Origin of the sequence: Natronosporangium hydrolyticum, assembly GCF_016925615.1 — a bacterium.
GTDB lineage: Bacteria > Actinomycetota > Actinomycetes > Mycobacteriales > Micromonosporaceae > Natronosporangium > Natronosporangium hydrolyticum.
Map to the genome: position 1 here is coordinate 4,945,369 of NZ_CP070499.1, position 25,715 is coordinate 4,971,083.

Annotated in this window: 24 protein-coding genes; 15 read left to right on the forward strand and 9 right to left on the reverse strand. The window is 69.2% G+C overall.

Going from position 1 to position 25,715, the window contains the following annotated elements; translation table 11 throughout:
* Nucleotides 1-88: 88 nt before the first annotated feature.
* The 6 genes from JQS43_RS22340 to JQS43_RS22365 all read left to right on the forward strand — a co-directional run bounded on the left by JQS43_RS22340 (nucleotide 89) and on the right by JQS43_RS22365 (nucleotide 4,341).
* Nucleotides 89-226 (forward strand): hypothetical protein, encoded by a 138-nt coding sequence (locus JQS43_RS22340; RefSeq protein WP_239676326.1) that lies wholly within the window; start codon nucleotides 89-91, stop codon nucleotides 224-226.
* Nucleotides 227-263: 37 nt separating this feature from the next.
* The gene (locus tag JQS43_RS22345; protein WP_239676327.1) at nucleotides 264-1,832 is read left to right on the forward strand and encodes a multicopper oxidase family protein; all 1,569 of its coding nucleotides are present in this window, start codon (nucleotides 264-266) and stop codon (nucleotides 1,830-1,832) included.
* A gap of 70 nt (nucleotides 1,833-1,902) precedes the next feature.
* Nucleotides 1,903-2,049, forward strand: a complete 147-nt coding sequence (locus tag JQS43_RS22350; protein ID WP_239676328.1) for a sigma factor — start codon at nucleotides 1,903-1,905, stop codon at nucleotides 2,047-2,049.
* Nucleotides 2,046-2,810 (forward strand): RNA polymerase subunit sigma-70, encoded by a 765-nt coding sequence (locus JQS43_RS22355; RefSeq protein ID WP_239679537.1) that lies wholly within the window; start codon nucleotides 2,046-2,048, stop codon nucleotides 2,808-2,810. Before JQS43_RS22350 ends, JQS43_RS22355 begins: the two co-directional genes overlap by 4 nt.
* 2 nt (nucleotides 2,811-2,812) lie before the next feature.
* Complete coding sequence (locus JQS43_RS22360; RefSeq protein WP_239676329.1) at nucleotides 2,813-3,574, forward strand: alpha/beta fold hydrolase; 762 nt, start codon at nucleotides 2,813-2,815, stop codon at nucleotides 3,572-3,574.
* Nucleotides 3,575-3,678: 104 nt separating this feature from the next.
* A complete protein-coding gene (locus JQS43_RS22365) occupies nucleotides 3,679-4,341 on the forward strand; it encodes a hypothetical protein (protein WP_239676330.1) in 663 nt (220 codons plus the stop codon).
* Between the two features lie 18 nt (nucleotides 4,342-4,359).
* On the opposite strand, the gene JQS43_RS22370 is transcribed toward JQS43_RS22365, so the two are convergent.
* Nucleotides 4,360-4,911, reverse strand: coding sequence for a hypothetical protein (locus JQS43_RS22370; RefSeq protein ID WP_239676331.1), 552 nt, complete (start codon nucleotides 4,909-4,911; stop codon nucleotides 4,360-4,362).
* 35 nt (nucleotides 4,912-4,946) lie between these two features.
* On the opposite strand from JQS43_RS22370, the gene JQS43_RS22375 reads away from it, so the two are divergent.
* The 4 genes from JQS43_RS22375 to JQS43_RS22390 all read left to right on the forward strand — a co-directional run bounded on the left by JQS43_RS22375 (nucleotide 4,947) and on the right by JQS43_RS22390 (nucleotide 8,437).
* Nucleotides 4,947-5,636, forward strand: a complete 690-nt coding sequence (locus tag JQS43_RS22375; protein ID WP_239676332.1) for a response regulator transcription factor — start codon at nucleotides 4,947-4,949, stop codon at nucleotides 5,634-5,636.
* Nucleotides 5,633-6,940: a sensor histidine kinase gene (locus JQS43_RS22380; RefSeq protein ID WP_239676333.1), complete on the forward strand. Its 1,308-nt coding sequence runs from the start codon at nucleotides 5,633-5,635 to the stop codon at nucleotides 6,938-6,940. Before JQS43_RS22375 ends, JQS43_RS22380 begins: the two co-directional genes overlap by 4 nt.
* Before the next feature lie 64 nt (nucleotides 6,941-7,004).
* Entirely contained in the window at nucleotides 7,005-7,820 is an 816-nt protein-coding gene (locus tag JQS43_RS22385; RefSeq protein ID WP_239676334.1) for a lytic polysaccharide monooxygenase, read from the forward strand.
* Nucleotides 7,805-8,437 (forward strand): DUF305 domain-containing protein, encoded by a 633-nt coding sequence (locus tag JQS43_RS22390; RefSeq protein WP_239676335.1) that lies wholly within the window; start codon nucleotides 7,805-7,807, stop codon nucleotides 8,435-8,437. The genes JQS43_RS22385 and JQS43_RS22390 overlap by 16 nt, the downstream gene beginning before the upstream one ends.
* Before the next feature lie 75 nt (nucleotides 8,438-8,512).
* On the opposite strand, the gene JQS43_RS22395 is transcribed toward JQS43_RS22390, so the two are convergent.
* Nucleotides 8,513-9,643 carry an MFS transporter gene (locus tag JQS43_RS22395; protein WP_239676336.1) on the reverse strand — a complete coding sequence of 377 codons (1,131 nt, stop codon included), beginning with the start codon at nucleotides 9,641-9,643 and terminating at the stop codon, nucleotides 8,513-8,515.
* Between the two features lie 224 nt (nucleotides 9,644-9,867).
* On the opposite strand from JQS43_RS22395, the gene JQS43_RS22400 reads away from it, so the two are divergent.
* Nucleotides 9,868-10,230, forward strand: coding sequence for a hypothetical protein (locus JQS43_RS22400; RefSeq protein ID WP_239679538.1), 363 nt, complete (start codon nucleotides 9,868-9,870; stop codon nucleotides 10,228-10,230).
* Between the two features lie 35 nt (nucleotides 10,231-10,265).
* On the opposite strand, the gene JQS43_RS22405 is transcribed toward JQS43_RS22400, so the two are convergent.
* Nucleotides 10,266-11,936 (reverse strand): LuxR C-terminal-related transcriptional regulator, encoded by a 1,671-nt coding sequence (locus JQS43_RS22405; protein WP_239676337.1) that lies wholly within the window; start codon nucleotides 11,934-11,936, stop codon nucleotides 10,266-10,268.
* Nucleotides 11,937-12,059: 123 nt separating this feature from the next.
* Here JQS43_RS22405 and JQS43_RS22410 point away from each other — a divergent pair, with 123 nt between their 5' ends.
* Nucleotides 12,060-12,884 (forward strand): alpha/beta fold hydrolase, encoded by an 825-nt coding sequence (locus JQS43_RS22410; protein ID WP_239676338.1) that lies wholly within the window; start codon nucleotides 12,060-12,062, stop codon nucleotides 12,882-12,884.
* Nucleotides 12,885-13,407: 523 nt separating this feature from the next.
* Here JQS43_RS22410 and JQS43_RS22415 read toward each other — a convergent pair.
* Nucleotides 13,408-14,712 carry an NYN domain-containing protein gene (locus JQS43_RS22415; protein WP_275580957.1) on the reverse strand — a complete coding sequence of 435 codons (1,305 nt, stop codon included), beginning with the start codon at nucleotides 14,710-14,712 and terminating at the stop codon, nucleotides 13,408-13,410.
* 72 nt (nucleotides 14,713-14,784) lie between these two features.
* Nucleotides 14,785-16,371, reverse strand: a complete 1,587-nt coding sequence (locus JQS43_RS22420) for a DUF6194 family protein (RefSeq protein ID WP_239676339.1) — start codon at nucleotides 16,369-16,371, stop codon at nucleotides 14,785-14,787.
* Between the two features lie 54 nt (nucleotides 16,372-16,425).
* Between JQS43_RS22420 and JQS43_RS22425 the strand changes: the two genes are divergently transcribed.
* Nucleotides 16,426-17,190: a TioE family transcriptional regulator gene (locus tag JQS43_RS22425; protein WP_239676340.1), complete on the forward strand. Its 765-nt coding sequence runs from the start codon at nucleotides 16,426-16,428 to the stop codon at nucleotides 17,188-17,190.
* Nucleotides 17,191-17,201: 11 nt separating this feature from the next.
* On the opposite strand, the gene JQS43_RS22430 is transcribed toward JQS43_RS22425, so the two are convergent.
* Nucleotides 17,202-17,657, reverse strand: a complete 456-nt coding sequence (locus JQS43_RS22430; RefSeq protein WP_239676341.1) for a GNAT family N-acetyltransferase — start codon at nucleotides 17,655-17,657, stop codon at nucleotides 17,202-17,204.
* A 56-nt stretch (nucleotides 17,658-17,713) separates the two neighbouring features.
* Between JQS43_RS22430 and JQS43_RS22435 the strand changes: the two genes are divergently transcribed.
* Complete coding sequence (locus JQS43_RS22435; protein WP_239676342.1) at nucleotides 17,714-18,301, forward strand: DinB family protein; 588 nt, start codon at nucleotides 17,714-17,716, stop codon at nucleotides 18,299-18,301.
* Between the two features lie 3 nt (nucleotides 18,302-18,304).
* Here the strand turns inward: JQS43_RS22435 and JQS43_RS22440 are convergent, their stop codons facing one another.
* Nucleotides 18,305-18,475, reverse strand: coding sequence for a hypothetical protein (locus tag JQS43_RS22440; protein ID WP_239676343.1), 171 nt, complete (start codon nucleotides 18,473-18,475; stop codon nucleotides 18,305-18,307).
* 172 nt (nucleotides 18,476-18,647) lie between these two features.
* Between JQS43_RS22440 and argS the strand changes: the two genes are divergently transcribed.
* On the forward strand, nucleotides 18,648-20,426 hold the full coding sequence (argS, locus tag JQS43_RS22445; RefSeq protein WP_239676344.1) for an arginine--tRNA ligase: 1,779 nt from the start codon (nucleotides 18,648-18,650) through the stop codon (nucleotides 20,424-20,426).
* A 206-nt stretch (nucleotides 20,427-20,632) separates the two neighbouring features.
* On the opposite strand, the gene JQS43_RS22450 is transcribed toward argS, so the two are convergent.
* Complete coding sequence (locus JQS43_RS22450) at nucleotides 20,633-23,398, reverse strand: CBM35 domain-containing protein (RefSeq protein ID WP_239676345.1); 2,766 nt, start codon at nucleotides 23,396-23,398, stop codon at nucleotides 20,633-20,635.
* Nucleotides 23,399-23,515: 117 nt separating this feature from the next.
* The gene (locus tag JQS43_RS22455; RefSeq protein ID WP_239676346.1) at nucleotides 23,516-25,672 is read right to left on the reverse strand and encodes a glycoside hydrolase family 36 protein; all 2,157 of its coding nucleotides are present in this window, start codon (nucleotides 25,670-25,672) and stop codon (nucleotides 23,516-23,518) included.
* Nucleotides 25,673-25,715: the final 43 nt, after the last annotated feature.

Consider the following 25,715-nt stretch of genomic DNA (forward strand, 5'->3'; position numbering starts at 1 on the left):
CCACTTTAACAATGTTCAGGCAGGATCAGGTCAGGCACTGAACATTGTTCAACGCCGACGTCGTACGGAGCGAGGCCAGGAGTGGATCATGCGTGCTGCTGTCGTCAACGTGAACCGATTGTCCCGATCATTAGCCGCCCGAACGACCGTGGCCACCGGCCGCGGCGTGCTGGTGGTGGCGCTGCTGCTGACCGCCGGGGTGCTGGGCTGGTGGAGCTTCACCTGAATCGGAGGCGACCGCGTACGCGATCCAGGACGCGGCTGTGGTCTTCCTGTTGGCGATGCCGCTGGCCCTGCTCGGGTCGGCCGCGGCCGGCCGGCTACCGGCCACCGCCACGGCTGCGGCCGGGCAGCGGCGGGGCCTGCTCCGCCTGCGCTCCCGCTGGCTTGCGGTCGGCGGTGCCCTCGTGGTCGTGGTGACTGGCAGCGTGGCGCTGGTCGCTTCCGCCGCCTCCGCGCAGGTCCAGCCATTCCAGCAACAGCTCTACATCCCGCCGGTGTTGCAGGGCCCAGAGGTCACCCTGGAGATGGTCGAGGCCGACGTGCAACTGCTGCCGACCGGGCCGCCGACCCGGATGTGGACCTACAACGGCAACTTCCCTGGGCCCACGATCCGTCGTCCGGCCGGCGAGCCGACCCAATTGGCGGTGCGCAATCGGTTGCCGGCGACGTTCGGGGAGGCCACGCTACACAATCATGGCGGCCACTCAGCCTCCAGTGAGGATGGCCAAGCAGACTCGTTTCTCATTCCGAGCGGCGGGATGCGCACCTACACCTACGAGCACATGGAGCGTGGGGAGCCGGAACGGGCGGCCATGCAGTGGTACCACGACCACCGGATGGACCTTACCGGCCGCAATGTGTGGAACGGGCTGGCCGGTCTGTTTATCCTGGACGATGAGGTGGAGGCTGCGCTCGACCTGCCCAGCGGCGAGTTCGACATACCGTTGGTGCTGGCCGACCGCAGCTTCGACGAGCAGAACCAGATCCCGTACGTGTTCAATCCCCTGGGCACCGTCGGCGACACCATCCTGGTCAACGGCCGACCTCAGCCACACTTCAACGTCGGCGATCGCAAGTACCGGCTGCGACTGCTCAACGCCTCCAACCGCCTACCGTATGCAGTGGAGTTGAGCAACGGCCAGCCGATGCACCAGATCGCCACCGAGAGCGGGCTGCTGCCAGCGCCGGTGGAGCGCCACCAGATCGTGCTCGGCCCGGGAGAACGGGTCGAGGTCGTGATCGACTTCGCCGGCCACCTCGGTGAGGAGATCGTCCTGCGCGCCGTCGGCGGAGGCGGCGGCATGGTCGTGGGCGGGGACGTGCTGCAGTTCCGCGTCGACCGGGACCTCATCGACGACAGCGCGCTGCCGGCCACCCTCCGCCCGATCCCCGACTTCGGCGAGGTCTCGGTGACCCGTGAGTTTTCCCTGGACTTCGCCGACGATATGTGGACCATCAACGGGCTGCCGTTCGACCCGGAGCGGTTCGACGCGGAGCCAGCACTCGACAGCACCGAACGCTGGATCTTCACCAACAACACCGAGCAATCACATACGATACACATCCACGATGTCGACTGGCTGCTCGAACACCGCGATGGGCAACCGCCGCCAGCGTGGGAGAACGCGTTGAAGGAGACCTGGTTTATCGAACCGAACGAGACTATCTCGCTGATCACCACCTTCACCGGCCACACTGGCGCCTACGTGTTCCACTGCCACATGCTCGAGCACGAGGACATGATGATGATGGCGCAGTTCAACGTCTTGCCCGGCACCGAACGATCGAGGGGAGAGTACGACCATCGCCAGCCACCAAACCTCCGCTGATCTCGCCGATGGCCTGCTGGTAGGCGACTGGGAACAGTTCCGGGTGGAGCTGACCGGCTACTGCTATCGAATGCTGGGCTCCCCCTTCGACGCCGAGGACGCTGTGCAGGAGATCTTCCTTCGCGCTTGGCGCAGCCGAGCAACCTACGACCCGTCGCGCGCGTCCCGGCGTACCTGGCTCACGGCATCGCTACGAATCTGTGCCTCGACATCCTGAAGAGCGCCAACCGGCGGCGGGAACTCGCGGTCGACATGGGTCCGCCGTCTTCACCGGGCCCGGATCTGGGGACGCAGCTGCCCGAGGCCGCGTGGGTCCTGCCGATAGCCGACTCGCGCGCCATCCCGGACACCGCCGACCCCGGTGAGCGGGCGCTGCTGAGCGAGTCGATCCGGCTGGCGTTCACCGCGGCGTTGCAGCTGCTGCCCCCGCGGCAGCGAGCCATCTTGATCCTCCGGGACGTGCTGGCATACTCCTCAGCGGAGACCGCCGGCATCCTCGACACCACGGCGGCGTCGGTCAACAGCGCCCTGCAGCGCGCCCGGGCTACGCTCGCCGAACGGGACCCGACCCGCCCGCCACTGGACCCTGCATCCGATACCCTGCTCAGTCGATACTGCGAAGCTTTCGAGAACAGCGACATCGAGACCCTGATCGCGCTGCTCCACGAGGACGGCACGACCGCCATGCCCCCGTACCGTTGGTGGCTGCGCGGCCGCACGGCGATGGCGGCGGCGCTGCGGGCCGCTGGCGACCCGTGCCGCGGGTCACGACTCGTGCCGGTACGCGCCAACGGCACCACCGCGGTCGCGCAGTACGGCCCGGCGGGAGCTGGCCGGCTGCAACCGTTCGGGCTCGTCGTCATCGAGTGGCTCGATGGCAAGATGCTGGCGACGACGACATTTTTGGAGCAGCCATCGCGGCTGTTCACGATCTTCGGGCTCAGCGATGAATTCCCGGCCCCGACCTCGTATACCTAACCATGAGCAACCATCTCGACCTCGGCAATGTCCACCTCTGGTATGACGAACAGGGCTCCGGCCCACCCGCCGTACTGATGCACGGCGGTTTCAGCGACTCCCGCGACTTCGCCGGCAACCTCGACACCCTGGCCTCACGCCACCGGCTGCTGCTGCCGGATCGCCGCGGCCACGGACGCACCGCCGACGTTGCCGGGCCGATCACGATCGAAAACATGGCCGCCGACATGGTCGAATTCATCGAGCAGGTGGTCGACGGCCCGACCGCGTTGGTCGGCTACAGCGCCGGCGCAAGCGTCGCGCTGTGGGTGGCGGCGCACCGGCCCGACCTGGTCTCCTCACTGGTGATGATCAGCGGCGCCTACGACCCGGCCGGCCTGATCATCCGCCCGGACGCAGAGGGAGAGTGGCCACCGCAGGTCATCGCCGCGTACGCGGAGGTCTCGCCGGACGGCGAGGCCCACTTTCCGGTGATCGCGAAGAAGATCGCCGCCTCGGTCGACCAGGGCTCCCCGCTGACCACCACCGACCTTGGCCGGGTGACCTGCCCGTCACTGGTAATGGCTGCCGACGATGACATCGTCACCCTGGAACACACCATCGAGCTGTACCGAGCGCTGCCAGCTGGCCATCTCGCAATCGTGCCCGGCGCCAGCCACCTGCTGCTGCACGAACACCCGGGCCACTGCACCCAGCTCATCGGCGCCTTTCTGGCCGGCGAGCGAGGACCGCGATTCATGCCAGTATCACGCGGCGGAGGCTGACGGTCTTCAGAGCGCCGCTGGTCTCGAATCTGGTTCGGTTCTCGCCGCCGGGTTGCACGGCTCGGCCACAATGACCGGGTCCCAGATCGCTTTCGGAGGCCGCCATGCAAAATGACCTCGGACTCGACGCCAGCGGGCCGGCGCTACCCCTGCCGTTGACTGTCCGCTACGACCGTGGCGTCATCAACCGGCAGACAAGCAGGCAGCGCCGCCTCGCTTACAGCTTCCTGGTCGTGGCCGCAGCCACGCTCGCCGCCTGGCCGCTGCTCGACCACAGCGGCTTCGTGGTGCTGACGGTGATGTTCGCAGCGGCCGCCGGATTGCTCGGACTGATCGCCTGGCTGAACACCAACACCCCAAGCCGGCTGGGGTGGGTGGCGTTCACAGTCAGATCCGACGGCATCGAGTTTCATGACCGTGGCCTGGTGCGCTGGGAGCAACTCGAGCGGATCTCGCTACGGGTACAACAGCATGGCGGGGCGGGCGGCGCGGCCACCGCCGGCCAGGCGGTGGGGCAGAACGTCGCCGGAGCACTGGCCGCGCACTCCGGGATCAATGCGACAACCACGCTCGAGTTCACCCTGCACGACGTCAAGGCCTTCAACGCCGCCCAACAGGCGGCCGGCGCCGACACCCTGATCGAGGTCCCGCCGCACCTGACCCGGGACACGCTCGGCATGCTGCCGCCGGCGCCGGAGCTGCTCGCACTGCTTGGCCGCATCGCTCCCCACTACGGGATCACCATGGAGGTGAAGGCTCCCGGGTAGTCGTCAAATGGTGGCGAATTAGCCGGTGCTGTCGCTGATCAGCGCGACCGGGCCGTCCTGCCAGATGGTGTGGACGATGACGTAGTGGTCCGCCGTAGTGAACTGGACGGCGAGATTGCCGACCCCGCCTTGCGTGACATCCACTGTGTAGCCCGGGTCCGGGGTGGCGCTGACCAGGTGCGCCTCCCCGGGAGTCAGCCGGATCACCGCGACGCCACCTGCCACCCGAAAGGTACGCGTGTAGGTGGGTTCGCCGGCAGCGTCGGTCGTCACCGTCCAGCCGTCGACGACAGTGGCCGGTGGGGTCGGCGTACCGCTTGCTCGGGTCGGCTCGGGACTTGGCTGCGAGGTCGCGGTCGCCGTCGGGCTCGGGACCACCGGTGTGGCCGAGCCGGCCCCGGCGGGCGGGGCGGCCCGGGAGGCGACCGGTAGGTCGGCGGGTGGCAGGGCCGCGATCGGGCCCGGGGCGGCGGCGCTGACCACTGGCTGTAGCGCCACAGTCGCTAGCCCGATGCTGGCCAGGGTGGCCGCGCACCAACCCAGCACGGGCACCAACCATCGCATCCCCATAGGCGTCATTGAATCATCGCCCCTAAGGTGTCGGCATGGCGACCATCCTGCTGGTCGAGGACGACCAGATCGTCGCGGCTGCGTTGACCCACGCCCTGGTCGACGCCGGCCACGTCGTCCTGCGGGCGTCGCGCGCGACCGAGGCGCTGCGGATCGTCGCGGACGACCGGCCCGAGCTGGTGATCCTGGACCTGGGGCTACCGGATATCGACGGGGCCGACGCGCTACGGATGATCCGCGGCATCTCGGACGTCCCGGTGATCGTCGCGACCGCCCGCCGCTCCGAGCTGGACATCATCAGCCTGCTCAACGCCGGCGCGGACGACTATGTCACCAAGCCGTTCTCGGGCGGTCACCTGCTGGCCCGGATCGCCGCCGTCCGCCGCCGTGGCCGGCCGGTACGCCCGGACGCGCCGAACCGGATCGTCGTCGGCCCACTGGTGATCGACGCGCAGAGCCGGGAGGTTCACCTCGACGGCGCGGAGATCCAGCTGACCCGGCGGGAGTTCGACCTGTTGGCGTACCTCGCCACCCGCAAAGGGCAAGTAGTCAGCCGGCGGGAGCTGCTGGCCGAGGTCTGGCAACTGGCCCGGGCCGGCGAGGAGCAGACCGTGGACGTACACATCTCGTGGCTACGCCGCAAGCTGGGTGAGACCGGGGCCGAGCCCCGGTTCCTGCGAACCGTCCGGGGTGTCGGTGTCAAGCTGGTGGAACCGCAGCGATGAGGCTTACTGTTGCCCGACTCGCCCTGGCGATCACCACGATGGTGGCGCTGGCGTTCCTGGTGCCGCTGGCGATGCTCACCCGGCAGGTCGCCCACGACCAAGCGGTCGCCGAGGCCCGAGCCCAGGCCGCGGCGGTGGTGGTGGCGCTCGCCGTCGACCCCAGTCCGGCGCTGTTGGAGCAGGCGGTGGCGAGCACCGCCGCCGGCAGCGCCGGTCGGCTCGCGGTCCACCTGCCGGACCAACCGCCGATCGGGTCGAGCCGGGCGGAGCCCGCCGACATCGCCGGTACCGTACCGGACCGGCGGCCGGCCCTGATCGAATACGCCGACGGTCTGGCCTACCTGCAGCCCAGCGTGCTGGCGGGGGACCAGACCGCGGTGATCGAGGTGTACCTGCCCCACGGTGAGATCTACCGGGGGGTGTGGCCGGCGTGGCTAGGGCTCGCCGGGTTGGCGGTCGTGCTGGTGATCGGCTCGACGCTGGTCGCCGACCGACTCGGCGCCCGGCTGGTCCGCGCCACCCGCGACCTGGCCGCGGGCGCCCGCAAGCTGGGCACGGGTGACCTCACGGTCCAGGTAGTCCCCGCCGGGCCGCCGGAGCTGCGCGACGCCGCGCAGGCGTTCAACACCATGGCCGGTGACATGCGACGACTCATCGACGATGAGCGGAACCTCGCCGCCGACCTGTCGCACCGGCTACGGACGCCGATGACCGCACTGCGACTGGACGTCGAGGCGCTCCCCCGCGGCCCGGTGGCGGACCGGATGACGCAGGCGTTCGACCTGCTCGACGACGAACTGGAGGCGATCATCACCGGAGCCCGACGCAGCGCCGCCGCCCGCCCCGGCCACCCCACCGACCTGGTGGAGGTGCTGGCCGACCGGCTGGCCTTCTGGTCGGTGCTCGCCGAGGACCAGGGGCGGGAGACATCGGTGGTCGGGGGTGACCGGCCGGTGCGCGTGCCGGTGCCGCGGGACGAGCTGATCCTCGCCATCGACGCGTTGCTCGGCAACGTCTTCGCCCACACCCCAGAACAGACCGCGTTCCGGGTCACGGTGGGCCCGAACGGGCTGGTGGTGGAGGACGCCGGGCCGGGCATCGCCGACCCGGCGGCGGCGGTACGCCGAGGGGCTAGCGGCAGCGGCTCGACCGGGCTCGGGTTGGACATCGCCCAGCGGGTCGCCGGTGCCGTCGGCGGGCGGCTCGAGATCGGCCGCAGCCAGCTCGGCGGAGCCCGGATCGCGCTGCTGCTGCCACCCCGATCCGGCGGCCCGGGCCGCCTCGAAGGCACCGGTACGACGTAAGCCGGAGCAGATTTACGGGGTCGTTAAGGTCGCTTTATGGTCGGTGTCCGTAGCGTCCCCGGGCATGCGCAAACTACTCGCCTATTCGTTGACACTGGTCGTAACGTCGGCCGCCGGCCTGGTGGTCACCGCCGCGCCCGCCTCCGCCCACGGATACGTCTCCGCGCCTCCCAGCCGCCAGGCGCTCTGTGCGCAAGGGGCGGTCGGCGACTGCGGTCCGATCCAGTTCGAACCGCAGAGTGTGGAGGGCGTGAAGGGGCTGCGCAGCTGCGACGGCGGGCTCCCCCAGTTCGCCGTGCTGAGCGACGAGAGCCGGAACTGGCCGGCCCAGGATGTCGGCAGCTCGGTGACCTTCACCTGGGTCTTCACCGCCCGCCACCGGACCGCCGACTGGGAGTACTTCATCGGCGACACCCGGCTGGAGACTGTCGACGGTGGCAACCAGCAGCCGGAGGCGGTCGTATCGCACGAGGTCGACCTCTCCGGGTTCTCCGGCCGCCAGACTGTGCTCGCCATCTGGAACATCGGCGACACCCCGCACGCCTTCTACAACTGCGTCGACGTGAACATCGGTGGTAGCGGCGGTGCCCCAGCGCCGACGACCACACCGCCGACCACCACCGCTCCCACCGCGCCGCCCGCGACTGCCCCGCCGGCCGCCACCACCGCGCCACCTGCCACCGCGCCACCTGCCACGACGGCCCCGCCGAACGGCGACGCGCCGGCACCGGCGGAGGGTGAGTGGGTGGCCAACCAGGCGTACCAGGCCGGCGACGAGGTCACCTTCGACGGAGAGCGGTACGTGTGCCGCCAGTCGCACACCTCGCTGCCCGGCTGGGAGCCGTCGATCTTCACCCTCGCGCTGTGGTTGCCGCTGTGACCGGCCTGCGACGTACTGCCATCCTGGCCGCGGCGGCGGCGCTGCTCGTCGCCACCGCGGCCTGCGGCTCGGAGTCGGAGCCGGCCGCGGCGCCGCCCGGTGAGGCAGCTTCGGTGGCCGACTCCCTCCCGGCCGCCGATCCGGAGCACAACGCGGCCGACGTCGACTTCCTACAGCTGATGATCGATCACCATCAACAAGGACTGGCGCTGACCGGCCTCGCCGACGAGCGTACGCTGCGGGAGGAGGTCCAGTTGCTGGCCGCGGCGATCGACACCACTCAGCGGGACGAGGTCACCATCATGACCTCCTGGCTGGAGAGTTGGGACCAGCCGACCACCCTGGACCACGACAGTCACCCCGATCACGGACACCATGCCCATCATGGCGGTCTCCCCGCCACCGGGCCGGAGGAGATCGAGGCACTGCGTACCGCGTCGGACGCGGACTTCGAGCAGATGTTCCTGGTCCTGCTGACAGGGCATCAGAACAGCGCGGTGGAGCTGGCCGGCATCGCCGCCGACGGAGTCAACCCGCAGACCCAGGACCTGGCGCAACGGATCGAGCAGTCCCGCGCCGACCAGGTCGCCCACCTGCTCCGGCTCGTCGGCGGCTGACCGGTGAGCCAGGGCACCCGGCTATTCGGCACGATGCGGCCGGCGGGCACCGCGCTGGGTTGGAGCTGGCCGGCTTCAGGCCCGGAAGCGGTCCTCGGCCGCCGGCGGCACCAGTGCGACCAGCAGCGCAGGTACGGCTGCGGCGAGCAGCGCTTCAGGACGGCCAACGTAGGTGGCCAGCACACCGAAGAGGCTCGGCCCGATGATGAACCCGGCCGCGATAAATATGATGACAAGGGTGAATCCGGTGGTCGGGCGGTCGTGGAAGACCTGTTGGCTCCACATCACCACGAAGGCGAACCCCGTGGTGAAACCAATACCGAACAGGGCAGCCGACCCCAAAGCGGCGGCCACGGAGCCGGGCGCGACCAGCAGCAACAGCGTCGAGGCACCCACCATGACGAGCGCCACCGCCAGCGGCCGGCGCAGGCCGTACCGGTCGGCGATCCCGCCGCCGAACACCCCCACCGCGGCTCCGGCGACTCCCAGGGCCGCCCACATCGCCGGCCCGATCCAGCTCCCCAGACCATCGGCTTGCGCCGTGTCAGGGGCGTAGGCGAAGAAGGCGCCAGAGGTGATCGATACCCCCACGGTGACGACGAACAGGCGGACCGACCGCGTGTGGAAGAACCACCCGATCCGGGGCCGTGGGCTGGCCACAGCCGGGCCCGCCCCGGCTGGTGACAGCACCCGCCAGGCCACCGCAGCCGCCACCAGCCCGATCACTGCGAACCCCCACCACGCGGCCCGCCACTGGTCTCCGGCGACCAGCACGAGGCCGCTGGCGACCACCAGCCCGACCGGCGAGCCGGCATTGACCAGCGCCAGGGCGCGCCGGCTCCCGGACAACGGGACTTGATTGCTGACCGCATCTGAGAACGGCGCCCACGCTCCACCGGCGCTCGTACCCGCCGCGATGATCCCTACGGCAAGCAGCACCGGGCCCGGCGCCGACGCGGCTACGGCCGCGCCGACCGCCAGCAGCAGACACCCGGCCACCACCGGCACGCGAGGCCCGAACCGGGCCGTGAGCACACCGGTGACTACCGTGGCCACCAGGTAGCCGGCCTGGGCTGCGCTGGCGTAGAAACCCAGGACATCCAGGGACAGGCTGAACTCCTGCCGGAAGGTCGGCACGAACAACCCGTACGCCTGCCGGCCGATGCCATACGTCGCCACCAACGCCAGCAGACCGGCACTGCCCACACGGACGGTCTGGCTGAGGCGCATAGGCAAACAAGCTACCCTCAGTCTCAGGCAGCGGGGGACGGGGTATGCGCCGGCGCGTACCGCCGCCAGTCACCAGCAGCGGAGGCTTGGTGGTCGACCAGGTGTTGGTCGAGTGGATTCAGCGGCGATGCGGCGCCTATGGTAGCGAGGTGCCGACCGAAGACGAATCCCGCCCGCGTACGGATGAGCCGGGATGCACCGTGACGGTGTGCCGGGACTGCTGCTGCGGCAACGCCGCAAAGCGGCCCGAAGTGGACCACGCTGCCCAACTCCAGCACCTGCAGGCGGCGTTACCCGCGCCGCACCGGGTCCGCACCAGCCTCTGCCTAGACGTGTGTGAGCAGGCCAACGTCATCGTCGTCCACCCCACCCCGGCCGCCCGACGGGTGGGAGCCCGGCCGGTCTGGTTCGGTCTCGTCGGTGATCCCGCCATCATTGACGACCTCACCAACTGGGTACGCGACGGCGGGCCCGGCTCGGCGGAGCTGCCCGCCATCCTCGAACTGTCGCTGATCCCCGCCCCCGCCGGAACCAATCAGCTCCCTCGCGAAGCTGGTGAATGAGGAAAGGTCGTTCTCCGGTCCGCCGCACGGCTTAGCTAGTTGCCACCGCGCCGGCTGGCAGTCAGTCTCCGGCGAACCGCCTCGGCGGCAGCCTCGGCCCGGCTGCGCAGCCCCAGCTTGGACAGCACCCGTGCCACATGATGCTCGACGGTCTTGCGACTGAGATAAAGCCGCTCGGCTATTTCGGGATTGGACATTCCCTGCCCCAGTAGGTCGAGCACCTCCTGTTCGCGCCGGGTCAGCGCCTGCCCGGGTGGGTCGATCGCTCGGGGCGCCGGAACCCCAAGCTCTCGCAAGAGGGCGGCGGCGACGTCGGCTTCACTGCGCGCCCCCAGGCCATCGAGCGCAGCCAGTGCCGCGCGCCCCTCATCTATCGCCGCTTGTGGACGCCTGCTGCGAAGACTCTCCCCCAGCAACAATCGAGTCCGCGCCGCCTCATACGGCATTCCCAGCGCGACAAAGCCGGCCAGCGACCGCTCAAGATGCGCGCCAGCATCATCGAACTGCCCAGCGGCGGCATCGGCCCGACCGCTGAGGCGTTCGCCGTAGGCGGCGGCGACGGCGCACTCCCGCCCAGCCCCCAGCTCGACCATGGCCGCCGCGTGCTGCCGGGCGGCCGCCACCTCCTCACAGGCCAGCAGCGCCTGCCCCAGCAGCTCTCGCAACGCTACCGCCCGAAGCCGGTCGGGCCCGATCGCGGTGAGCCCGCGCTGCAGCACCGTGCGGGCGCTCTCCGGCCGCCCCTGCCGCAGGTGTATCTCGCCGATCGCGGCCGCCGCCGAGGGCCGTTCCTGCAACCCTGCGACCAGCCTCGCCGCTTCCTCCCACTGCCCCTGCGCCAGCCGTAGGCCGGCCAGGCCTGCCAGGGCATCACCGTGCAAGGCCGGCAGCTCGGCACCGGCCAGAGTGACCGCAGTGGATAGCTCGGCCTCCGCCTGGGGCCAATCCCCGATCGCCACCAGCATCGCCGCATAGTGGATGCGGCAATCCGCTCGCAGGTACGGCGAACCGTACCGCTGCGCGAACCGATCGGTAGCGCGCAACCACTGTACTGCCCGGGTGAAGTCCCCACAGGACGTACAGGCGGCAAGCGTGTTGCAGCTAGTGAAGACAACCGGGTCGAGCCGGTTGCCCTCGCCACCTAACGAACCCGCCATCGCCTCGTCGAGCATGCGCACCCCGTCGACCACCCGACCCTGGTCAACCAGTGCCGCGCCACATTGACTCAACGCACACAGTTCCAGGTCGGCGTCGCCACGTTCCCGAGCCAGCTCCAGGGCCCGTCCGGCCAGCCGTTCGCACTCCACCGCATCGACGGCGTAGTGCGCGTCGAGTAGCGTGACCCAGCCGCGCAACGGCGCGAGGTCGTGTTCGTCGACCAGCCGTCGGGCGCGGGCAGCCCAGCCCTGCCCAGCGGCGGGATTGTGCAGACCGTCGCGATAGTCCAGCGACAGCTGCCACGCCACGAACGCGGCTGCCGCCACATCGCCCTGGCGCGCCAGCAACGCGTACGCCCGCTCTCGGTACCCGGTCGAGGCGGCTAGCTCGCCGCGCCACCAGTGGGCCTCGGCCAGCCCGACCAACGCCTCGGGGGACTCGCCAGCGGCGGCGAGGGCCGCCGCGAAGGCCTCCTTAGCGGCCAGCCAGTCGCCGCTGGTCAAGGCACGGCCACCGGCGGCTAGCTGGTCGTCAGGCGCGGTCGGCATGGGGCGATCGTACGTGCCGGACCCGCCACGGATTAGGTGAGTTCACCGACGCCGGCACCGGGATCGCACGAAAGGCTGTCAGTGGGTGGCGACCGGGCCGCCCCGAACCTGAGGAGCAAGGCCATGGTTGAGAACCGGATCCACCGCGCGATCTCCAACGACGGCACCGAGATCGCCGGCAGTGTGCACGGAGACGGGCCGCCGCTGGTGCTGGTCCACGGCGCCTGCGCAGACGAAGATGAGTGGAGCTCGGTAGCAAAGCTGCTGGCAGACCGATTCACCTGCTACTCGATGAGCACCAGGGGCCGAGGTGCGAGCGGTTCCAACCCGGACCTGTCGACGTCGAGGCTGATCGAGGATGTCACCGCGTTCGTCGACAGCGTCGGCGCCCCGGTGCGGCTGGCCGGCGTCTCCGGCGGGGGCATGCTGGCGCTGGGGGCGGCCGCCCGGTCCTCCCAGATCGCGGCGGTCGTGACCTGGGAGGCGGTAGTGATCGAGGTGCTGCCGGACGAGGTGGCGGGTACCTTCCAGAAGGTGCTGGCGCGGATGCATGAGTTGCACGCGGCCGGCCAGTACACCGAGGGGGTCCGGACATTCCTGGGCTTTATCGGCAATGAGCACGAGATGGTGACCTTGGCGGCGGCCGACGAGTTCGCCCGGGCGGCTGACTACTTCCCGGTCGACCTGAAGGAGATCGACCAGGCGTTGGTCTCCGACGAGCCAAGCCCGACCGATCCGGCGGCACTCGCGAAGATCACCGCCCCGGTGCTGCTGATGTACGGCACCGCGTCGAAACAGCTCGACTGGTTCGCCGCGGGCTGCCGGTTCGCCGCCGAGCACCTGCCGGCGGCTCAGGTCCGGACGGTCGCCGACGTCGGTCACCTGGCCTGCCAGGTCGCGCCGGCTACCATAGCCAGCGAACTGCGGGACTTCTTCACCACGGCGTAGCTGCGGCTCGGAAGATCACACCGCAACGTTGGTCTGGATTCCCGGCTGCCGAGCCGGTGCTCCCCACTACGGGATCACCATGGAGGTGAAGGCTCCCGGGTAGTCGTCAGCGCTTGCACACCTGCCACACTATGACAGCATCGGCCCATGATGTATGTCCGGTTCGAGTCGCCGCATGCGAGCGCAGAAGGGCGACGCCCAGGCATATTCGCCCTGGCGAACGGCCTAGCGAGATCCGACAAGCTGTCCTTACCGGATTGGGCATGGTGGCGAACCAACAACGACTGGCTCGACGCCGCCTATCTCGATCCAGCGACTGTGGATCGTTCGCTCTTCGACAAGGTTCTCCACCCTAACGCAACATGCTGGTTCAAAGACACGGCTCACCACCTACTCGACCGAGTTCCCGGATACTTGAGTCTGCTTGACCGCTATGACGTACCGTGGGTCGAACGTCGCGAACACGACCCTGGGATAATCTTGTACGAGGATGCGCACCAGGTAGTCGTGACGCCCTACCGAACTACTCCGTTACAGACATCTCCAGGCCGCCACCGAGCCAGGCCCGCACCAGCGCGGCTTCCTCATCATTGAGCCCGATGTCCTGCGACTCGGCACGGTTGAGCACATTGTCCAGAAAAGCCGCGGCTATCTCCTCCGCCGTCGGGGGCGGCCGCCGGTGAAGTGGGCACCCGCCGAAAGAGGCACCGCGGGTGACGAAACTGACAGCCGAACGGCTGACGTCGATTCCTTGCTCAACCAGCTGATCGCGACACCACCTGGTGCACTCCGTGAGATTGAACCGGTGGGAACCGGCGTAATCGGCGAGCGCCTGGTATAGGCGCAGCCAGGAACGTTGCGGCAGCTTTGGCAAACCCAGTAGAGCAACGAGCCTGGCAACCGGATCGGGAAGCTCCAAATGGCCGCCGCCGTTCAGGCCCGAACCGGGTGCCTCGTGGCGTACCGTATCCCACAGGTAGTGCTGCGAGAACTGCGCGCCGGGCAGGTCGAGCCACCGCAACGCCCGCACGAAACTACCGACCCCGAACCAGTCACCGCCGTCCAGTGATGCCCCGAGCTCCCGGCGGATCTCATGGGCCAACGTAGCGAGGTTCAGCGGTCCAGATGCCGCCCGGTACCGCCCTTCGATGAGGCTGCGGAACTGGTCGAAACCGGCCGGAGGTTCGGCCGGTGCTGAAACCTTGGCGGTGTCCCCGGCGGCGCTAGCCGCCTGCCGGTCCCCGATATCGGTCTCCTCGTCGCCTAGTCCGAGCTGCTCACCCTGCACGAGAGCGAGGAAGTTCCCGCTGTCGACCAACCTGTCGGCGACGGCGGTAAGCGCCTCACCTGCCTCGGATGCCGCCAAGATCGTGGTACGCCGGTCGGCCCGCCGCAGCCGGGTCAGTAGGGGCGTCATGTCGGAGTCGCCGGAAGCAATGACGAACTCCTCGTAGGTCACCTCGCTGGCCAGTGCGTCGATGGCGTCCACGACCATCCGAATGTCGGCTGCGTTCTTGGAGTACGTCAGAGGTGGACAGTCGACCACCTCGAAGCCGGCTCGCGTAAACAGCGGCCGGAACCTTGAGAAGTAAAGCCTGGGTGGCGCTCCCTCGTGCGGATGAGGATGAGGCACCCAGCCGGCCGGGTTCATGTAGCAGCGCAACACCAACCACCGACGAGGACCTTCGATGGTGAATGACTCCGACAGTCGCCCGAGCCAGGATCCTGGCTCGGTGGCAAACTGGATCGCAACGTCGGGGTCGAGCTTGAGCATACCGCCGAAGACGTTATCGAAATCGAGATACAGAGCGGCACGGACACGGCGCATAGGAGGACTGTAGCCGAGGTCGGCGGGTTAGCCGGCATCGCGTCCGACGCAGCTGCTCCGCATGGTCGGCGACTAATCGGGATTGACTGCGGATGATCTCGTTACGGTGGTGCGCTCGACCGCCCGGGCGTGCGCGATCGCGAGCAGCCGGTCGATTTCGGGCAGCAGCTGCGGCCCGGGCATGACGATGCTGGCGAAGCCGTAGCGTGCGTAGGCTGGGTTCGGCACGACGGTGTCCAGCCGCGCAAAGTCGAATTCGTGCCGGTGCTGCTCGAACTCCTTGGGCGGGAAGCCGAACAGCCGCTGGAACTCGGCCCGGCCCACGTCCAGGTTGAGCCGGAAGACGCCGGGGCGGTCGAGGTATGAGTCCTCGTCAAAGCCGGGCACGTCATGGTCGACGATGGTGGCGAACGGTCGGCGACGATCGGGGCCGACAGCGAAGAACCGGTCGCCCCACGCGCCCTCCGGTGACCCGTTCTCTTCGCTCGCCACCAGTTGCTCGGCGCCGGGCAGGGCGAGGATCCGGTCGGCGAGCATGGCGGGGTCGACGCCGCTCGGGATGTGCAGCACCGCGTCCGCCTGCTCGATTGTGGCCTGTTCCAACGGGAAGTAGCGGTAGTCGTGCGCCCTCACCGCACCGATTTCCACTTCGACCGCAGCGAGGTGTCTGGGAAGCGAGGTCTGCTGGTTGAGTTTACCTTCATACGTCGACGGGTCAGGGGCACCGATGCCCAGGGACGGGCTCGCCCCGAGACTGCCGGCGATCACGGCGTACCGGTCGCCCAGCAGCGATCCGACGATCGCGCCAGCGCTGAACCACGTCAGCTCCACGCCGGCCATCGTCATCGTGCCTGGCTGGCGTTGCAGGTGGGCATTGTGCGCGAAGACCAGAGTGGGCCCCCGGTGCTCCTCCAGTGACCGGATCGCGAGCAGGTTCTCGGCCATCAGCGCGTCCCGGACCCCGACCAGCTGGGCGAAGCGTTCCTCCCGCGGAATCGGGGCGGCGGCCGTGGCATGGTAGCGCAGCACCGCGACGGCGCTCGTCGCCTGCACGAACGCTGCCCGCCAGCCATCGGGTCGGCGGGGCGCCTGCCGGTACAGCTCGACCAGGAGGTCGTCGGCGAGCACCCGCAGGCGGTGGGCGTCGGCCGAGCGCCCGACCGACCGACCCGGCTCCCAGATCGCGGCCGGATCGCTCCAGCGTGCCTCATCGCCGACCAGCTCGCCGATCTCCGCTGACCGGTCGTCGCCGAGGAAGTCGCAGACCCGGGCGAGATAGCGTCGCGGACTCGGGGCGCCCTCGATCTCCAGCGGGGCGTCGAAGCCGTGGAACGTCAGGCGCTCGGAGGCCGGCCGCCCGGCGTTCCACTCGCGCATCCACAGCAGCAGGTCCCGGTTGGCCGGGGCGGCACCGAACCCGTGACTGAACCCGTCGGCGAGCGCCCGGTCGAGGGTCACGCCCGTCGAGCCTTGTACGAACTCGTCGGCGATCAGCCCGGCGGCCCGGTCGCTCTCCAGCGCGATCGACCGGTAGCCACGTTCGGCCAGCAACTGGAACGCCTGATTACGGATCTGTGGGAAGGCGGACTCTCCGTGGGTCGGCTCGCCGATCGCGAGCAGGGTCGGTTGCACCGAGAGCAGGTCAAGGAAGGAGGTCATTCCATCGACCGTATCGTTGAACCAGCGGTTGAGACTTTTGAGAAACTGGACCCGATGGTAGCGATAAAACCCTCAAACCCCGGGGTACGTCGACCGGTCGACCTCGCCCGCGTACACGGCCTGTCCCCGCAGGCTGTCCGCAACTATGAGCAGGCCGGGCTACTGCCGCCCGCGGAGCGCGGTTCGAACGGCTACCGCCGATTCACCGAAGCGCATGCCCTGGCGCTGGACGCCTACCTCGCGCTGATCGCGGGCCACGGCTACGCGTCCGCTGGCGAGATCATGCGCGCCATCAACCGGGGCGAGATCGACACGGCGCTTCGCGCTATCGACCACAGTCATGCGCTGTTGCAGCGGGACCGACAGACGTTGGACGCGGTCGAGGCGGCGGTCGCGGTCCTCACCGGCGCCGCGCGGGAACCCGGACCGGAGCGATCCCTGCCGATCAGTGCGGTGGCCCACCGACTCGGCGTACGGCCGGCGACCCTGCGCAAATGGGAGCGGGCGAGGATTCTGCAGCCGGCCCGGGACCCGGCAACCCGCTACCGGGTCTACTCGCCAGACGATGTCCGCGACGCCGAACTCGCGCACCTGCTGCGCCGTGGTGGACACCGGCTCGACCACATCGCCGAGGTGCTGCGCCAGGTGCGCGGTGCCGGCGGCGCCGAAGCGCTCGCCGCCTCACTACATCAGTGGCGGGAACGGCTGACCAGCCGGGGCCGGGCCATGCTCACCGGCGCCGCCCGGCTCGCCGCATATCTCAACAGTGGTACGACGACCGTGGTCCCCAGCGATCCGACGGCACCGACCGTTTCGTAACGGAGCCACGGTCACAGGTCTTTGGCCATATTGCGGCCGGTCTCGGTGAAGCCCAGCTGTTCGTAGAGGGCCAGGGCGCCGGTGTTGTGGGTGAAGACATGCAGACCGATCCTGGTCAGCGCATTGTCGCGGCACCAGCGCTCGGCGGCCAGCATGATCGCACGGCCGTAACCCTGGCGGCGTAGGTCGGGTTCGACGGCGACGTTGTAGACGAAGGCGGTGTCGTCGTTGACCTTGACCCAGAGGAAACCGACCCGGCGATGGCCGTCGTAGGCGTACCAGAAACGGTGGTCAGGGGTGGCGAACTCGTCCGGAAGCAGCTGTGCGTAGGTGTCGGCGGCGGCGCGTGCCGCGGCCTGCGCCGACCGGCCCGATGCGGCGACGCTCCGCGCGTAGTGCGCCTCGGCCTCGGCCCGCCACGGCTGGTACTCATCGGCGGTCATCGGCTCCAGCCGTACGTCGATCATGACCGACAAGCTACCGGCTCGGGAGCCCCCCACTTGGTAGGGGCATACTTATGCTCATGATCGATGAGTTCGCGAAGGAGTACCTGCACAGCGATCTACATGAGATCCGCGAGGTCATGCTGTGGAAACTCGACGGTCTCGGCGAGTATGACATCCGCCGACCTCTGACATCGACGGGGACTAACCTCCTCGGCCTGGTCAAGCATCTGTCGGTGTGGGAGTCCAGGTACTTCGGCGAGGTCTTCGACCGGCCGTATCCCGAGCCTATTCCTCGGTGGGACGATGCCGAGAGTCGCGCTGCCGAGACGTGGGTGACCGAGCACGAGACGCGCGAGGAGATTATCGACCGCTATCGCCGAGTGTGGGACCACTCGGACGCGACGATCACCGCGCTGGCCATCGACTCCCCTGGCTACGTGCCCTGGTGGCCACGCCCCCATGTCAAGCTGTTCAACGTAATGGTCCACATGCTCACCGAGACCAGTCGGCACGCCGGACACGCCGATATCCTGCGCGAACAGCTCGACGGCGCGACCGGGCGGGCAGCCGCGTACGCCGGCCGAGCGCGCGATGCGGCGTACTGGGAGAGCAAGTGTGCGACGATCGAACGCGCCGCCCTGGCTGCTGACCCCGACACGGCCTGATACTTACTGCTCCGGGGTCGCGGAGTCGATGAGCCCTGGCAGGGCGGATCGGGTGCTGAGGAGATTGGCGATGCGGTCGTCGTGCGCCTGGAGGTGCTCGACGAGGGTGGGCACCGCGCAGGGTTCGAACCCGCCACTGGTCACGCGAAGCTGACCGCGCAGAACGACCCACACCTCCTCGTACGAGGCTGGAAGTTCGGCGCGCTCGCCCGCGGGCCAGACTGCCCAACACGCGAGCCTGGCCGCAGGCCGGGGCTACCAGCCCGACTGAGACAATGAGCCCGCCACGATCCGCTGGCTGGTCCTGGGACTACCAGCCATCACACGACCCACCGCAGAGGAATCCATGAGCACGGTGACACCGCTGACGAGCGCTCTCGACCAGCGGCTACGGCACGCCATCGCCACCGCCCTGCCCGAAGCTGGCGACACCGACCCGCAGGTGCGCCCCTCCGAGCACGCCGACTTCCAGGCAGACGGCATCCTGCCGCTGGCCAGGCCGCTGCGAGCCAACCCGCGCCAGCTCGCCACCACCGTCGCCGCCGCCCTGGGTGCCGAAGATCCGGCCACCGACGAGCTGATCGCCCGGTGCGAGGTGTCCGGTCCCGGGTTCCTCAACCTCACCCTGGCCGACACCGCGATCTGGCGACAGGTCGCCGCCCGCCTCGCCGCGCCAAGACTCGGCATCCCCGCCAGCGACAGCGGCAACGTCACTGTGATCGACTACTCCCAACCCAACATCGCCAAGCAGATGCATGTGGGGCACCTGCGCAGCACCATAATCGGCGACGCGCTGGTCCGCATCCTGGAGTTCACCGGCACGAAGGTGATCCGGCAGAACCACCTCGGCGACTGGGGCACCCAGTTCGGCATGCTCATCCAGTACCTGTTCGAGCAGCCCGACCTACGCGCCGCTGCCCCCGAACACGAGACCGGCGCGGCGGCGATCTCCCGACTCACCACCCTCTACCAACAGGCCCGCCAGCGGTTCGAGACCGACCCCGCGTTCGTGGAACGCGCCCGGCGCCGGGTGGTCGACCTCCAAGCCGGCGACCCGGAAACCCTAGCCGCCTGGCAGGAGCTGGTGGACGAGTCCAAAATCTACTTCAACGACGTCTACCAGCGGCTCGGTGTGCTACTCACCGACGACGACGCCGTAGGCGAAAGCTTCTACAACCCGATGCTGCGGGAAACCGCCGACGACCTCGAACAACGCGGCGTCGCCGTACGCAGCGACGGTGCGCTGTGCGTGTTCTTCGACGACATCCGCGGCCCCGACGGCAACCCGTCGCCGCTGATCGTCCAGAAACGCGACGGTGGCTTCGGCTACGCCGCCACCGACCTGGCCGCCATCCGCCACCGGGTCGCCACCCTGGGCGCTACCCGCATCCTCTACGTCGTCGACGCCCGGCAGGCCCTGCACTTCCGGATGGTGTTTGAGGCCGCCCGCCGCGCCGGCTACCTGCCCGACACCGTACAAGCGGTCCATGTGACGTTTGGGTCGGTGCTCGGCCCGGACGGGCGGCCGTTCAAGACCCGCGCCGGGCAGAGTGTCCAACTCATATCGCTGCTGACCGAGGCGGTCGACCGCGCCCGTCACACCGTCGCCGGCAAGAACCCGGACCTCGCCCCGGCCGAACTGGACGAGCGCGCCCACCAGGTGGGCATCGGCGCGGTCAAGTACGCCGACCTGTCCACTGGCCGCACCCGCGACTACGTGTTCGACTTGGACCGGATGGTCTCGCTCCAGGGCAACACCGGCGTCTACCTCCAGTACGCCCACGCCCGCATCCGCTCCATCCTCCGCAAGCTCCCCGATGGCACCGACGCGGGCGGCATCGACCCGGCCGTCGCAATGGAACCCGCCGAACGGGCACTCGCGCTGCACCTCGACGCCCTACCGGCGATCATCGACACCACCACCGCGACGCTCGAACCGCATCGGCTCGCCGGGCACCTCTACGCCATCGCGCAGGCGTTCACCACCTTCTACGACACCTGCCCCGTACTCAAAGCACCGACCACCGCCATCCGGGACAACCGGCTCGCCCTGTGCCAGCTCACCAGCGACACCCTCAAGCTGGGTCTCGACCTGCTTGGTATCGCCTCACCGCACCAATTGTGATCATTGAGAAGCACAGCGGCGGACCGTATCGGGACGTACGGGTGGCTACATACTCACTGTTGTGGGCCACAACGATGAGTATGTAGCCCTTCGACGACAGGTCCGGTCTCCCGCCGCTGGAACGCCGACTGCCCGGCGAGTCGCGAAGCCGCTGGAAGGACCGCGGGGGCCGGCCCAAACTCGAGCCGACCCCCGCTCTCAGCCGATCAGCCGATCCGGACCGGCGCGAGCTCGAACCGGTCCAGGTTCGGGGCCCACACGCTGTCCAGCAGCGGCATGCAGGGGTCGGGGCACCCCTCGGCGGTGTCACTGTTGGCCGGGTCGTTGTACATGGTGATGGTGTTGGTCCCGGCTTCGAGGGTCACCGGCACGCCGACCGCCCACCAGTTACCCCACGACCAGGTGTTCTTGAACCAGAACCGTTCGGAGTCACCACCATTCACGGTGATGTCGATCGGTCGGGAGATGATGTCGGCGTTGTACGGGTGGCCGGTGTCCCGCTCGTCGTTCGAGTAGTGCACGACGAGCTGGTAGTCGCCCGCCTCCGCCACCTCGACATCGAAGGACAGGTTGTTCTCCGGTCCCTGGCCGATCCAGCCGACATATTCGCCGCCAGAAGCGGCGGCGTGGCCCTCGACCACCGCGGATCCGGCCAACTCGGCGTCCTGCGCCTCCACCGTCTGGACCGGTTGCGGTCCAGTGGTGGCCCGGGTGACGTTGATCTTGTCGAGCCGGACCGGCGTCGACGCCGACGGCTCGACCGTCACCCGGTTGACGCCCGCCGACAGGAAGAGCCGGTGCTCGTCACCCTTGAAGAAGCTGCCACCGCCCGGGTTGGCGCGCAGCACTGCCCCCGCCACCGGTCGCCGGTCCAGCTCGATGTCTGCGGCGACCGAACCCGGCCGGCCCGGGCTGTTGTGGATGAACTCCAGGTCGTAGTAGCCGTCCTCCTCGGCGTAGACGGAGAACAGCGCCTCACCGCCGGACTGCAGGGTGATGAACCCGGCCCCCGACTGCTGGGGCTGGTCATAGTGGTAGCTGACGTTCCCGGAGGTCTGGGACCGCTCGGCCTCGTACTCCCGGGTCACCGGACCGGTGGGCACCTGGGCCAGGTCGATCCGGTCGATCGACGCCTCGCTGGTGGCCGTCCCCAGCTCTGGGTGGGACTTGGCGAGCTGGATCTGGTTCTCACCCGCGTCGAGCTCCACCACCACATCCACCCGGGTCCGCCACTGCCAGTGCATCGTCGCCTGGTAGTCGACGAACTGGGCCTGCTCCCCGTTGACCGTGAGCACCTGCTGCGCCGGCTGCCCGGTCTGGTTGGCGTACATGATGCCCAGGGTGTAGTCGCCAGCTTCCGGCACCTCCACATCGAAGGTGACCGCACTGTCGGGCTGGTTCAGATCCCGCACGTCCTGGGTGCCGGACGCGGCGGCGGCGTTCCAGTTCTGCTGGGTGCCGTGGGTGGCGACCCGGCCGTTGGTGATGGTGGCGTTCTCGGCCTCGTAGGAGGCCTGCCAGGGCTGCTCGACCGCGGTCCGCTCGCCGACGCCGCCGGGCGACAGGATGATCTCGTACGCCGCCATCTCGTCGACGTTCGGCGCGCCGTCGCCGTCGAAACCAAGGCCGCCGACCGGGATCGTCAGTGCCCCGCCTTCCGGGGTCAGGTCGTCCTCGAACAGCACCGCTGGTGGCGGAGCATCCGAGTTCTGGCCGCTCCAGGTGCTCGCCGCCAGGGTCACGTGGACGCTGTCGCCGAAGATCGCCGGGTCGATGTTCTCGATCACCACGTCGAACGGATCTGGGGTGCCACCGGCGACGATCCGGGCCTGCCGGCGGGTGTCGTCGATCGCCGCGATCGCGTCGAGCGCATCCAGGCTGGTGGTGTCCGGCCGGGTGACGGCGACCGTGTCGCCACCGTGCATGTCGGCGTACATCTTGTAGAACCACCAGCCGGCACCTGGCTTGTTGGTCTCGACCACATCACCGGCGAGCAGACCCGCGGCGGTCCAGTAGGCCTTCCCGCCAGCGTCCACCTTGGCCTCTTCGAACATCGAGACCCACTGCACCAGCTGGCCCGGTACGGTCAGGTCACGGTTGCCGGCGTACTCGTTGATGTTGATCGGGATCGGTTCGATGCCGAGTTCCCGCTCCAGGTTCCGATACACCTCGTACGTGTTCCGGAAGTAGTTCGGGTTGTTCGGGTCCATGCTGGAGGAGTCCAGCTGGTGCCACGAGGTGAAGTCCGGCAGCACGTCGTTGTCCCGGGCGAAGGCCAGGAAGTCGCCGTAGTTCCGCTCCCGGAAGATCGCGTCGTTGGTCCCCATCACCCGGGCACCCTCGTGGTGTTCCCGGATATACTCGACCGCGGTCTGCCAGTGGTCGAGCAGCTGACCCATCCGGGCCTCGTACTGCGCCGGGTTGCCCGCCGAGGTCTCGTACCAGATGTAGTCGGGCTCGTTGAAGGGCACGTAGACGATCTGGTCCGCGTACGGACTGTTCGCCACCTCGTCGACTACCCAGGCGAGCTTCTCCATGTAGTCGTCGAAGCAGACGTCGTTACAGGGGATCTCCCCACCAACGTTCTCGTACGTCCACTCGGCGTACATGTCCTGGACGTTGATCTGGATGTATTCGCCACCGGTGCGGAAGAACGCGTCCGCGACCACCAACGCGTCGCCGTTGGGGTGCTGCGCACCCGCCGGCGGCTTCTGGTTGACCGTGGTCATCCGCAACGGTTCGAGGGTGTTGTCACTGGGCACACCGTCCTCGCTGAGTCCGTACAGGACTCCGCTGGCGGCCCCGTGGAAGGCGCCGGTGCGCTCGCCGAGGTCGACGACGAGCTGCTGCGGTGCCGGTTCCTGCCCCTGCGCGACGGGGGCGGCTGCCACCACCGCGCCGGCGGTGAGCGCCGCCACCGTGGCGATCGCGGGCGCGGTGAGGCGCGCACGCGGTACGCTGAGCTTGGCCATGTCTTCTCCTGTCATGAGTGCTGGCCATTCAGGTGCCCGGTTCGAGTCGCTGGTGGCCAGACCGTTGCGGGCTCGGACCGGGCGTTTCGGGGTTGGTCCCGGTCGTCATGACCGGGGTCAGCTGCCACCTCCCCTCGGCTGGTCGACGTCGGCGGCGAGCCGGTAGAGGCGCGCCGCCGGGGTGGTGCCGTCGCTGGCGACCGTCAGCAGGCCGGGGCCGGCCTCCCATGTGGTCTGCCACGCCGGCAAGTCCTGGGGGTAGCGGACGGCGGCCTGCACATCTACGCCCCGTAGGTGCGGCAGCCGCAGGGTCACCTTGCTGCTGGCGCCGGGGCGGCGCCAGAGCGCCAGATAGGTCGGCGCCGCGGTGCCGGCGGGTGGCCGCAGCGCCAACCCGACCCACGGGTCCCGCCAACCGGGTAGTCCGAGCGGCCAGCTGGGCACCGCCCGCGCCAGCTCCCCCCGGATGTCCCGGTACGCGGCTACTCCGTCGGCGACCAGCCGCAGCTGCTCGGCCGTCATCTGGTCCAGGTGCCCGGAGAGATAGAGCCGGCCGGCGGCACCGGTCACCAGGCAGAAGGCGATCTCCTCCAGCGACATCCCCGGCTGCGGATAGGCCCAGTTCGCCGCCTGTTCCGGCAGCACCGCCATCGGCGCGGCGACGGCGATCGGCGGGTACCGAAGCGGGTTCTGTTGGTCGCTGGTGGACTGCAGCTGGGTCCGGGAGAGCATCCCGTAGTCCATCCGCATCGCGCCGGAGGCACAGCTCTCGATGACCACCTGCGGATGGCGGTCGAGCACGCCCTCCAGCCAGCGCAGCAGCGCCCGGCCGTGCCCGAGCAGGCCGTCGCCGGGGCTGGCGGCGGCCACGTCGGTCCCGGCGCCTGAATCGATGTTGTAGTCGAGCTTGAAGTAGCCGACGCCGAAGTCGGCAACTAGCCGGTCGACGGTCTGGTCGAGGTGGGCCATCGCCGCTGGGTGCCGCAGATCCAGGTGGTACCGGCCGTCCTCGACCACCCGCTCCCCGTCGCGCTGGAAGAAGGCGTCGACCGGCAGCTCCCGGGCCGCCTGGCTCTGCACCCCGACGACCTCGGGCTCGAGCCACAGGCCGGGAACCATCCCGGCGGTCCGGATCCGGTCGATCACCGCCCCGAGCCCTTCGGCGAACCGGCTGCTGGACGGCTGCCAATCTCCCATGTGCTCATGCCACTGCGCGGACCTGGTGTCGTCGAACCAGCCAGCGTCGATGCAGAAATACTCGGCGCCGGCCCGGCCGGCGGCGGCGATCAGCGGCTCCAAGGCTTCACTGGTGGGCTCGCCCATCAGCGTGTTCATGTAGTCGTTGAAGACCACCGGCAGGGTCTCCCGCTGCGGATGCGGCCGGACGATCTGGCGGCGGTAGTGGGTCATCGCCGCGACCGCGCCCTCCCAACCGGCGTCGGAGACGGCGATCGCCACCGGGACCGTGGTGAAGCTGTGGTCCGGGTCGAGCACCTGCCGCCACTGGTGGTCCGGGTCGTTGGGGCCGGTGGCGGTGAGGTACGCACCACCGCGAACCTCGCCGACCTCCCATCGCCAGCCGCCGTTGTGCTCGACCTGCCAGCACCAGGAGCGGCCGGTGGGCCGATGCTCCAGCACTCCGGTCGGCAGCACCTGTTTGGTCGACCAGGAACCGGTGCTGGTGACCGCGATGCAGCCGCGGGAGCGGTAGCCGTGCCGGGGGTGGTCCAGGTCCGGCAGGTTTAGCTCGCGCACCGGGTCGTTGCGCCACCGGTTCTCCGCCAACCAACCGCTCTGCGCCCAATGGAGGTGGAGGTCGTCGATCCCGCCCGGCGGTAGCGGCAGACCGGCGGTGACCGAGCTGACCGACCGCAGCGAGATCGGGCCGGCGCCGCGGTTGTGCACCACGGTCCAGGTTTGGAAGGCCGCCAGGCCGTCCCGGGTCCGGAGCCAGATCTCCACCCGCAACCCGGTCTCCGGGTCAGCGGCGTCCACCCGGAGCCGTTGCCAGCCCGCTTCGACGCTCTCCTCGTGACCCTGGTAGCGCAGCCGCTGGCCGATCGCGGTGCCGGTGGAGCGGGCACCCGACCACGACCGGCCGTGTCCCGCCGCGATGACCCCGGCGATCGGCTGACCATCCTGGTCGGTGGGGTCGCCGGCGACGACCGTCACGTCCACCATGCTCGGTGGCGCGTCAGGGGCGACGGCGATGGTAACCGTCAACGCGGAGTGTCCCCACCACAGGTGGTGGTCCCGATGGCTGGTCGTGCTCACACATGCTCCTCGCAGATCGACGGGCGCTTCCGACACGAAGCGC